This window comes from Rhizobium sophorae (assembly GCF_013087515.1).
Lineage (GTDB): Bacteria > Pseudomonadota > Alphaproteobacteria > Rhizobiales > Rhizobiaceae > Rhizobium > Rhizobium sophorae.
In genome coordinates this window covers 1-9227 of the sequence record NZ_JABFCN010000037.1, presented here as the reverse complement: position 1 = coordinate 9227, position 9227 = coordinate 1, and the positions used below count along the sequence as shown (strand labels likewise).

At 59.8% G+C, this 9227-nt stretch carries 7 protein-coding genes; 2 read left to right on the top strand and 5 right to left on the bottom strand.

Annotation, left to right across the window (positions count from 1 at the left end):
- Nucleotides 1–221: 221 nt before the first annotated feature.
- Entirely contained in the window at nt 222–503 is a 282-nt protein-coding gene (locus tag G9X64_RS22120; protein ID WP_171377387.1) for a hypothetical protein, read from the bottom strand.
- Between the two features lie 55 nt (nt 504–558).
- The gene (locus G9X64_RS22115; protein WP_171377386.1) at nt 559–789 is read right to left on the bottom strand and encodes a hypothetical protein; all 231 of its coding nucleotides are present in this window, start codon (nt 787–789) and stop codon (nt 559–561) included.
- 395 nt (nt 790–1184) lie between these two features.
- On the opposite strand from G9X64_RS22115, the gene G9X64_RS22110 reads away from it, so the two are divergent.
- The gene (locus G9X64_RS22110) at nt 1185–2141 is read left to right on the top strand and encodes a phosphate acetyltransferase (RefSeq protein WP_171377385.1); all 957 of its coding nucleotides are present in this window, start codon (nt 1185–1187) and stop codon (nt 2139–2141) included.
- 3 nt (nt 2142–2144) lie between these two features.
- Nucleotides 2145–3323, top strand: a complete 1179-nt coding sequence (locus G9X64_RS22105; RefSeq protein WP_171377384.1) for an acetate/propionate family kinase — start codon at nt 2145–2147, stop codon at nt 3321–3323.
- Between the two features lie 161 nt (nt 3324–3484).
- Here G9X64_RS22105 and G9X64_RS22100 read toward each other — a convergent pair whose 3' ends face one another.
- From G9X64_RS22100 to G9X64_RS22090, 3 genes are all read right to left on the bottom strand, one after another.
- Nucleotides 3485–4804 (bottom strand): glucoamylase family protein, encoded by a 1320-nt coding sequence (locus G9X64_RS22100; RefSeq protein WP_168313263.1) that lies wholly within the window; start codon nt 4802–4804, stop codon nt 3485–3487.
- A gap of 5 nt (nt 4805–4809) precedes the next feature.
- Nucleotides 4810–8703 (bottom strand): GH36-type glycosyl hydrolase domain-containing protein, encoded by a 3894-nt coding sequence (locus G9X64_RS22095; RefSeq protein WP_171377383.1) that lies wholly within the window; start codon nt 8701–8703, stop codon nt 4810–4812.
- A gap of 30 nt (nt 8704–8733) precedes the next feature.
- On the bottom strand, nt 8734–9227 hold a 494-nt coding region (locus tag G9X64_RS22090; RefSeq protein WP_446690143.1), incomplete at its 5' end, for a phosphoketolase family protein.

Genomic DNA, 9227 nt, shown 5'->3' with positions numbered 1-9227 from the left:
TAGCTCGTCAGGCTCATAACCTGAAGGCCGCAGGTTCAAATCCTGCCCCCGCAACCAACACCCTTCAAAGATCAGCATCTACCTTCTTATCGCTGGCGGAAAAGCTTCGCTTTCCCTGGCGATGGTAGCTCCTCGTCCTGCGGACCATAACTGAAGGGTGAACGGTCGATCGGGCCTGCCCGACAAAACAGTCCAGTGGACCGTTTTGAGACCTGAACGGGTCAAATCTCCGCATACGCGTCGAGGAGCTTTTTTTGTTTCTGCTCCGTGTCGATCTCGCCGGCACGCAGCTTTCCCAGGTAGTCGTGTCGGTTCAGCGACTCGAACTGCCTTTCCATGATCGCCACCGCTTCCATGGCTGCAAGGATGGAGGCGATGCGGCTGTGGACTTCGAGGGATGCCGGCTGGTGGCCTGGGGTCTTGCCGATGACGACCTTTTGGATGAACTGGTGCACGATGTTGAAGAAGAGTTGCTTCGTCTCGGAATCGGCGTGCTCGTGCATGTAATAGAGGCGGAGTTGATGATCAGCTCGACAGCCTCCGGACTGACTTCCGCCTTCAGCTTCTTGATCCTCTCCCCGAAATCCTCCGCCTCTGGCGCTGCTCCTGTTCGGCAGTCTTCAACTCCTTGGAGATCTGGTCGCGCTCGTCAGGTTCGTTCCTGATAGAGGCCGCGAGGCTTTGGCGAGCCTGTCCGGCGATGTCATCGAATGGGCCCATGTCGAAGAATGCGGCCGGCAGGCAGGACAGAACCCGATCCTCGAGGTTCTTGCGAAGGACGGTCTTCATGGTACGAAAACATGCTCGGCATGCTAATGGCCGGGCGGGCGGTCGAGGACGTTGTCCTCAAGTGTGTATCGGGCGGCTCTGGCGGGGCCGACGACGGTGATCTAGCCCGAGCGACGAGGATTGCCTTCGGCAGTCATCTTGGCGCAGGTCGATTGACGCTGGCTGGGTTCAAGACGATGATGTGAGCGCAGTATTTCGTCCTATTGACCGACGAGCCAGGCGCGTGCGGCAATTCCGGCACTCCTGCCGGCGGGACATAGCCGAGCGCCTCCAACGTTTGGCTGAGCTGTTCAGCCTCAGCAAGGAGAAATTCGGCAACAAACCAGTCCTTGGACCGGCAAGCAAGACCGCTCGCGTTCGCAATGCATCCTGATCGAAGCAGAGGGAGCTTCCCAGTGACCGACCTTTCCACGACTAAATCTGAGCAGTCAAAATACGACCGACTGATTGCCGCTGCGCGGGCCGTTGCGCCTGCCATCACGATCGTGGCGCATCCCTGCGACGAGACGTCGTTGCGGGGCGCGCTTGAAGCCGCCGAGGACAGGCTGATCGTACCTATCCTAGTGGGGCCTGCCGCAAAAATTCGGGCGGTGGCTGCGGAGAATGGGCTTGATCTGAAAGAGCACGAAATCGTCGACGTACCGCATAGCCACGCCGCTGCGGCGAAGGCAGTCGTCCTTGTACGAGAGGGAAAGGGTGAGCTCCTCATGAAGGGCAGCCTTCATACGGACGAACTGATGCGCGACGTCACGGCCTCCGCCACCGGCCTGCGCACCGAACGCCGCATCAGCCATGTCTTCGTCATGGATGTGCCTGGCCACGCCGACACGCTCTTCATCACCGATGCGGCGATCAACATCTCTCCCGATCTCGATGTCAAACGTGACATCGTGCAGAATGCAATCGACCTCTGGACGACAGTCGGGTTCGGTCAGCCTCGTGTGGCGATCCTTTCCGCCGTCGAGACCGTAACAACAAAAATACCCTCGACCATCGAAGCCGCAGCGCTATGCAAGATGGCTGAACGCGGCCAGATCACCGGCGGCTTGCTCGATGGCCCGCTCGCGTTCGACAATGCGATCAGCCCGGAGGCCGCTCGTATCAAAGGGCTCACGTCGCCCGTCGCGGGCCGGGCACAAATCCTCGTCGTGCCCGACCTTGAGGCGGGGAACATGCTGGCCAAGAACTTGACATTCCTCGCCCATGCGGATGCCGCGGGAATCGTGCTCGGCGCGCGTGTGCCCATCGTGCTGACCTCGCGTGCCGACTCAGTGCGCAGCCGTCTGGCTTCGTGCGCGGTCGCCACGCTCTACGCCGCCGCCTCGCGGCGTATGACCCAAGTGGCGGCCTAAACCATGGACGCGATCCTTGTCGTCAACGCCGGCTCGTCAAGCCTGAAATTCCAGATCTTCGAGATCGCCGGCACCGGTCCCAAACGCTGTATTCGCGGCCAGGTCGATGGCATCGGCGTACGGCCTCGTCTAGCGGCGAGCGCCGCCGACGGAACGGTCTTGGTTGATCGCCGATATGCGCCAGAGGTAGTCGACCACTTGCCGGCGGCAATTGCTGAAACCCGTGCGTGGCTGCTGGCCCTTAAGGGTTTCACACTCCGCGCCACTGGTCATCGCGTCGTCCATGGCGGCCCGGACTTTGCGAAACCGATCCTCATAGACCACGACACACTCGACAAGCTTGCGACTTTCCAGGAGCTTGCGCCCCTGCACCAGCCGAATAACCTCGCGCCGATCCGCCTCGCGATGGAAATCAATCCGGATGTGCCGCAGGTCGCCTGTTTCGACACTGCTTTCCATCGCGGCCACGCCCCACATACGGATTGCTACGCCTTGCCCTGGGACTACTACGAGCAAGGAGTGCGACGATACGGCTTTCATGGCCTGTCCTACGAATATATTGCGGAGCGGTTGGCCGAAGTCGCGCCCGGTATCGCCGGTGGACGCATCATCGTTGCCCACCTTGGCAGCGGCGCGTCCATGTGCGCGCTGAAGGACGGACGCAGCCTCGAGACGACGATGGGCTTCACGGCACTGGATGGCTTGCCGATGAGCACCCGGCCGGGCCAGATGGATCCCGGCGTTGTGCTATACCTGCTCGACCACAGTGGCATGACCATGGGGGAGGTTGCCGACCTTCTCTACAGGGCGTCCGGTCTGAAGGGGCTGTCAGGCACTTCCGGCGACATGCGCGATCTTCTTGCCAGCGATGACCCGCGTGCGGCCCTCGCCATCAATCACTTCATCCATCGCTGTGCGCTCAGTACCGGCATGCTTGCCGCCGCGCTCGAAGGTCTCGAAGCTTTCGTCTTTACGGCTGGCGTCGGGGAGAATTCGCCGGCAATCCGCGCTCGCATCGCCGAACGGCTTGCCTGGCTGGGAGCGGAACTCGATCCCGTGGCCAACGAAACGGGCGCGGTGCTCATTTCCACTCCTGCGAGCCGCGTCGCGCTCTACGTCCTGCCGACGGATGAGGAACTGATGATCGCCCGCCACACGCTCGCGCTCATTACAACGCCCTGAAGCACAAATCACCGGAGTAGCAATCATATCCATGCCGGTTGTCAACGCGCAGCTTGTTGGAGACCGGGCTCAAGTGGGGATCGCCCGAGCGTTAGACTGCCTGGAGTTGCGAAAACGGCGGTACCGCGTTGCGATGGGCTGTGGCGGCTCGCAGATCCAATCTAAAGCCAGCCTCCTGAAAATCCCGCACGTCGCAACCCGGTCACGATGGGCTTGCATTGGCGCATGATGTTCCAGAGCAAGCCGGTCCGATAGTTTTCGATCATCAGCACCACCGGTCCTTGGTCGATACCGAAGTGATAAGGACTTACCCACCATCCGGCCTGACTATTTTCCACGGCGTATGTCTGGTTGAACGACGGTTTGAAGCCGTAAAGCCGCGTCATGCCAAGCTTCATTCGTGCAAAGTTGCGAACAGTTGGAACGACAATCTCCGGCGCGAATGGTAGCGAGGCGACAACGACCCATGGCGCGACAGTCCCATCGTCAGGTCCGAAAGGAGCACCGCGGGCAACGTAGTCGAAGAACTCCCGATCGACCCCATCTATCGCCCGCTTGCCCCAACCCGGTCCGTCGCATGCGGTGAACCCCCAACAATGTTCGCCATACCCTGCAAAGTTCATCGGGTTGCGGATTGCGTATTCTTGCTGGACATATGTCGCATGCCGGCTGTTTTCGAAATAGTCCGTGTCATGGTGGCGCATGAACGCATCGCGGATGCCTCGAAAGTCTATCCACATGTGCGACAGCTGATGGGTAAAAAGCGGTCCTGAATACAGCAGCTCGCGGCCATAGATATTTCGCCATTCGTAGGTTTCGGTGTAGGCGGCATAACACTCGGGCGGCAAAGGGTGAGTCGGAGATCCGAGGCCGATGATGTAGAGCAGCAGACCTTCATCATAACCACGCCATCGATAGGGAATAAAACCACTCTCCGGACGCCAGCCATGCGTTAAAGTTGCACCGCCATCGCAGGCCCAGTTCCAGTCGGCACGCTCGTAAAGCGCCATCGCGAGCTGGCGGATTTCCGCTTCATCGGCCGTGTCGCCATCAAAGTAGGTGGCGACGGTCAAGGCACCTGCGAACAGGAAAGCCGAGTCGATCGTCGACAGCTCGCATTGCCACACCCGGCGCCCAGTTTCGATGTCCAGAAAATGATAAAAAAAACCTTTGTAGCCAGAAGAATCCGGCTCCGGCCCCTGTGGGCATGCCATCAGATATCTCAAACGGTTGCGGGTGATCTTTGCCGCAAATTCACGGATAAGGACGCCGCGTTCTACAACCACAGGGATGGTCGCCAATGCCATGCCGATCGCCGCGATGCTTGCCGGGGCGTTCGGCTCTGTCTTGTCGCGCACCAGGCCGTTGTCCGGGTTCGTGCATTGGAGATAGTACAACAGGGTGGTGAATTGCAGACGACCGAGGTCTTGGTCCGTTGGCAGGCGGTCGAGATCGGCATCGGTTGAGATTGTCTCGGGCATGACCGCTAACCAACTATAATGTGGACGTCATGCATGCGTCCGTCTTCCTCAAGCGGGACGGTTTCGTTCGCGACCGGTTCACCGTCCAGCGTGACGGAGTGCACGCCTCGGCCGATGCCCTTCGCGTTGTCGAAACGGATGCGGTAGGTCGCTGATCCATATCGGTATGCGATCTCATAGGCCGGCCAGCTTGCCGGAACGCACGGCTCGAACCGCAGAAACGGCCCTTGCTGGCGAAAGCCGAGGATCGCCTCGAGCGCTACGCGGTAGAACCAACTGGCCGATCCGGTGTACCAGGTCCATCCACCGCGCCCAATGTGTGGGCGCGCGCCATAGATATCGGCGCTGACCGCATATGGTTCCACCTTATAGCGTTCGACTTGATCTCTCGTCGCACCATGACAAATCGGATTGATCAGGTTCCAAAGCTTTAAGGCGAGATCGCCGTCGCCTTGCAAAGCCGTCGCCCAGACAACCCAGGTCGCCGCATGTGTATATTGGCCGCCATTTTCACGGATGCCGGGGACATAGCCCTTGATGTAGCCGGGCTGTAGTAAGCCTTCGTCAAAAGGCGGGTCGAAGAGTTTGATGAGCTTGTCCTCTTGGCGTACCAGCCGGTCGTGGACCGCACGCATTGCCTTTGAAGCTCGCCCAGCATCGGCTTCGCCCGAAATGACAGCCCAAGCCTGCGGGATGGCGTCGATTTGGCATTCGTCGTTCAGGGACGACCCGAGCGGCGTGCCATCGTCAAAATAGGCCCGGCGATACCAGCCACCGTCCCAGGCGTTGGTTTCAAGGGCTGTGCGCAAAGCCTCGGCCCGTTCGCGGCACCAGGCGGCACGGCTTTGATCTCCGCGTGACGCTGAAATCGTGGCAAATGATTTGAGGACCGTGAGAAAGAACCAGCCGTTCCAGACGCTCTCCCCCCTGCCTTCCGCACCGACCTTGTTCATGCCGTCGTTCCAGTCGCCTGTTCCCATCAGGGGAAGACCGTGACTGCCCAAGCGGAAACCACGCTCCAGCGCACGGACGCAATGCTCGTAGACGGTGCCGGAATGCTCGCTTGTCGCCGGCTGGTTGAAGTCTTCCTCTTGGTCGTCTTTCAGTAGCGATGAGGTGATGTAGGGCACCATCTCGTCAAGCAGTTGAACGTCGCCTGTCGTGGACACGTAGTGGTGAACGACAAGGGGCAGGAAATACAAGTCGTCGGTGATCCGGGTACGCACGCCGATGCCGGATGGAGGATGCCACCAGTGCTGGACGTCCCCCTCCTCAAATTGGCGTGCTGCCGATCGCAGGATATGGGAGCGGGTCTCGTTCGGTGTACTATAGACCAGTGCCATCACGTCCTGAAGCTGATCCCTGAAACCGTAAGCACCGCCGGACTGATAATTGGACGTGCGCGCCCAGACGCGGCATGCCAGGACCTGGTATAGCAACCAGCGATTCATCATCAAGTTCAAGCCTGCGTCCGGCGTCGAGACCTGGATCGAGTTCAGAATGTTATCCCACTGGCGGAAGACCGCCGACAAGCTTGCGGCTGCGCGCTCGAGGTCGGCATGCTCATGAATTAGCCTGCTGACCTCATCGAGGCTTGCTGCCTCTCCAAGTACAAAGACAACCTCCCTGCTTTCGCCGGGGGGCAGGGAGATATCCACCATCAGCGCCGCGCAGGGATCCAGCAACGGGCCAAAACGTTCGGCCAGATTGGTTCGTTCCAAGGCTGCCGGCTGAAACACGGAACCGTATTTGCCCAGAAACTCCGTGCGGTCGGACGTTGCCGACCTCGTCGGCTGACTGGCGGCTGCAAAAGCCACCTTCCCGGCAAAATCTCCGGCCCAGGGGTTCTTGGCCATGATCGCACCCGATCTGGCATCCCGTTCGCAGACGATCCGCGTTGCCGCATCTTCGCGGTGGGTCCCAAGCACCCACTCGGCGTAATAGGTTGCGGTCAGCTGCCGAGCTCGGATGTCGTCGTTGCAAAGCCTGAGACGCATGATCTTGACCGGATCGTTAGGCGCAACCGATACCGTCAGCTCTTGATTGAGGTGACGGCAACGACTTGCATACCGGCTGTAACCCTGGCCGTGACGAGCAGTCACCACCGCACTCGGACCGAGAGGCAGCGGCGTCGGTGTCCAGACATCTCCGGTTTCTTCATCTCGCAAATACAGGACCTCGCCCGGCGCATCCGTAACCGGATCGTTCGACCACGGCGTCAGCCGATTCATCTGGCTGTTCTCCGACCAAGTGTAGCCAAGACCGGCTTCAGTCGTCAGACAGCCAAAATCAGAGTTTGCGATCACGTTGGTCCAGGGCGCCGGCGGCAGGGCGGGGCCTTGTGGTTTTGTGGTGTCCACGAGCACAACATACTCGCGTCCGTCGGGCGTGAAGCCGCCGAATTCGTTCCAGTGCTGTAAATTCTCGACCGGGTCACGAGGTGGGGCTGCAGGTTGCTCGCTCACCCGAGGAGCTAACGTCTGCGAAAGAGGTGGCAGAGCGGGGGAGAGCCGATTGAGCTGATCAGTAAGTTCGCCGCCGCTTCCCAGCAGGACTATGCGGGCGGCCGCGGCGATGGTCGTCAAGTGATCGTTTTCGGTATCAGGTTTGGAAAGGACAAAGATTCCACCGGGTTTGCCAATCAATTCGGCCTGCGAGCCCGATTGCAGCTTTGTTACCAGTCGCTTGGCGCTGGTCGCACCGCCCTCGTCAAGCAGGACTAGGTCAAATCTCAAGCCCCTGCGACGAGCGAAATCATGGCCCATCATCACCTGACGAATGAGGGCGTGATCCCTGTCGCCATCCGCGCAGACTAGCACGATCGGGAGATCGCCGGAGATACCATGAGTCCAAAGAGCCGTCCGATCCAATCGATCTCTCTGCAGCGCGGTCGCCTGGCGCATGGCCGGGTTCGCAAATACGACACTCCCGGCCAGCCGATTGAACAGCGAGATATCGTCCGGCTTCAGGTTCAACTTCCGAAGCTCGCTTTGGTATCTCTCCGATGCTTCGGAGAATGCTCGCTCGGCCACGTCGATCTTGGCGTATCTTTCGGCGATGAGCTGCACGGCTGACTGGTCGTCCGCAGCGCCTGTGACGAAGGCGACGCGCGCTTCGGCGCCTGGGGCCAGATGAACCGTCCGTCGCAAACAGAAAACCGGGTCGAGGACAGGCCCGATTGTCCCGGAGAGCAATCCACCCGCGTCGAATATCACGGGGCTGGCTGTCGTTCGGCCTCGGCCAAGAAATCTCAGCCGATCAGTTTCATATTGGACCTCTTGGGAAGGCGGGAGGTTCGATGAGGAAACGTGAACTGCCCAAGTGGCCTTTTCCCCGGCAGCGCGGGGCCTGCGGCGCGCAAATAAGGCGCCTGTCGCCCCGTCATACCGTGTTTCGATAAAGAGCTTGGCAAAACCCGGATGCGCCATGTCCGCACGACGATTGTTCAGGCAGACTTCGGCATAGCTCGTCAATTCGAGGGTTCGCTCCCGTGTGCCATTGTTCGTGACAGTGAGCATACGCACTTCCGCGTCCACATCGGGCGCGACACAGATTTTCCAGACGATTTCGATGTCACCGGCATGACAGCGGAATTCGGCCCTGTCTCCGTGAAAGGCGTGCTCGTAGACATTTGAGGGCCGAAATAATGGCTGCTTTCCTATGGACCAGAGGTCGTTGTCAGTCAGATCCCGAACGTAACAAAATTGGCCCCAGCAATCACGGCTTCTGTCCTCGCGCCACCGTGTAATATCGAGGCCTTGCCACGTTCCGTAACCGGCCCCGGCCGCTGTGACCAGGACACTGTACCGATCGTTGGAAAGCAACGCGACCGCGGAGCCCGGATTCGCCAACTCCGCGACGCTATCTTGTCGTGTAGCCTCGCGCGCGCTCGCTGCCACTGTAACCTCCGTTCGGTTGGATACCGTCGCTCAAGCATTGTCCCCTTCAGTCGAGGTTCTATGGCGGGCTCCTGACTTGCCTTTCGAGCCCCATTTCCAGCCGCCTATTGCGGGCATGTCGTCGCCGTACTTCTCGATATATTGCCTATGTTCGACCAGCTTTTCGTGAATTGCCTGTTTGAAATAGGCCGCGCGTGCGCCGAGTTGCGGCAGCCGGTCGATCACGTCCTCGACCAGATGGAAGCGGTCCATTTCATTCAGGACCACCATGTCGAACGGCGTCGTCGTCGTTCCCTCTTCCTTGTAGCCGCGGACGTGCAGATTGCCGTGGTTGGTGCGGCGGTAGGTGAGCCGGTGGATAAGCCACGGATAGCCATGGAAAGCGAAGATGATCGGCTTGTTCTTGGTGAAGAGGGCATCAAAATCGCGATCCGACAGCCCGTGCGGATGCTCGGATGAGGGTTGGTGTTGTTTTCCACGCAGAACTGAGCCGGTTAGGCGCATAATTTCCATTGAGAATTGAG